Genomic DNA, 1,293 nt, shown 5'->3' with positions numbered 1-1,293 from the left:
GTAGGGAATCAGCACTTCGGGAATCCGGATGCCTTCGGGCGTCTGGTAGTTCTCGAGCAGCGCGGCGACGATGCGCGGCAGGGCGAGCGACGATCCGTTGAGCGTGTGCGCGAGGTGGATCTTCTTCTCGGCGTCGCGGTAGCGGAGCTTGAGGCGGTTGGCCTGGAACGACTCGAAGTTCGATACGGACGACACTTCAAGCCAGCGCTTCTGTGCCTCGGAGTAGACCTCGAAGTCGTAGGTCAGCGCCGAGGTGAAGGACATGTCGCCGCCGCAGAGACGGAGGATGCGGAAGGGCAGTCCGAGCGAGCGGACGATCCCCTCGACGTGGGCGACCATGCCGTCGAGCGCCTCATACGATACGTCGGGCAGCGACAGCTGGACGATCTCTACCTTGTCGAACTGGTGCAGGCGGTTCAGACCGCGCACGTCCTTGCCGTAGGAGCCGGCCTCGCGGCGGAAGCAGGGGGTGTAGGCGGTCATCTTCACCGGGAAGTCGCTCTCGTCGAGAATCACGTCGCGGTAGATGTTCGTCACGGGCACTTCGGCCGTCGGTACCAGGTAGAAGTTGTCCACCGTGGCGTGGTACATCTGTCCCTCCTTGTCGGGCAGCTGTCCGGTGCCGAAGCCCGAGGCCTCATTGACCATCACTGGAGGCTCGACTTCGAGGTATCCGGCCTTCGTGTTGCAGTCGAGGAAGTAGTTGATCAGCGCGCGCTGCAGCCGGGCGCCCTTGCCCTTGTAGACGGGGAATCCGGCTCCGGTGAGTTTCACGCCGAGGTCGAAGTCGATGATGTCGTACTTCTTGGCCAGCTCCCAGTGGGGCAGCGGGTTCTCGGGCAGGGTGGTGTAGCTCTCCACGAGTTTCACCACCAGGTTGTCTGCCGCCGTCTTGCCTTCGGGGACGATCTCGGCCGGGAAGTTCGGCAGCGAGACCAGGGCCGTTTGCAGCTCCTGCTGCACGTCGTTCGACTCGGCCTGCAGGCGGGCGGATTTCTCCTTGAGGTCCGCAACGAAATGTTTGCGCTCCTCGGCCTCCTCGCGGCGGCCCTGTCCCATCAGGGCGCCGATCTCCTTGGCGGCCTTGTTCTGTGCGGCCAGCGTGGAGTCGAGTTCGGCCTGGATGGCCTTGCGGCGGTCGTCGAGCGAGATGATCTTTTCGATGACCGGCCCCGCCTCGACGCCCTTCTTGGCGAGTTTGCGGACGGCAGCCTCCTTGTCATCGCGGATTTGCTTGATCGTAAGCATGGTATCGGATGTTTTTTGTGTTTTCGCGTTACAAGCGACAAAATT

Annotated in this window: 1 protein-coding gene; it reads right to left on the bottom strand. The window is 62.8% G+C overall.

Annotated elements, in window-relative coordinates; genetic code table 11:
• Positions 1 to 1,248, bottom strand: a 1,248-nt coding sequence (serS, locus tag QZL63_RS04380) for a serine--tRNA ligase (protein ID WP_290586008.1), incomplete at its 3' end; no start/stop codon positions are given.
• Between the last annotated feature and the right edge of the window lie 45 nt (positions 1,249 to 1,293).

The organism is Alistipes sp. CAG:268 (assembly GCA_000434235.1).
Classification (GTDB): domain Bacteria; phylum Bacteroidota; class Bacteroidia; order Bacteroidales; family Rikenellaceae; genus Alistipes; species Alistipes avistercoris.
The sequence above is the reverse complement of the archived record's forward strand: the minus strand, read 5'-3'. Positions and strand labels throughout refer to the sequence as shown.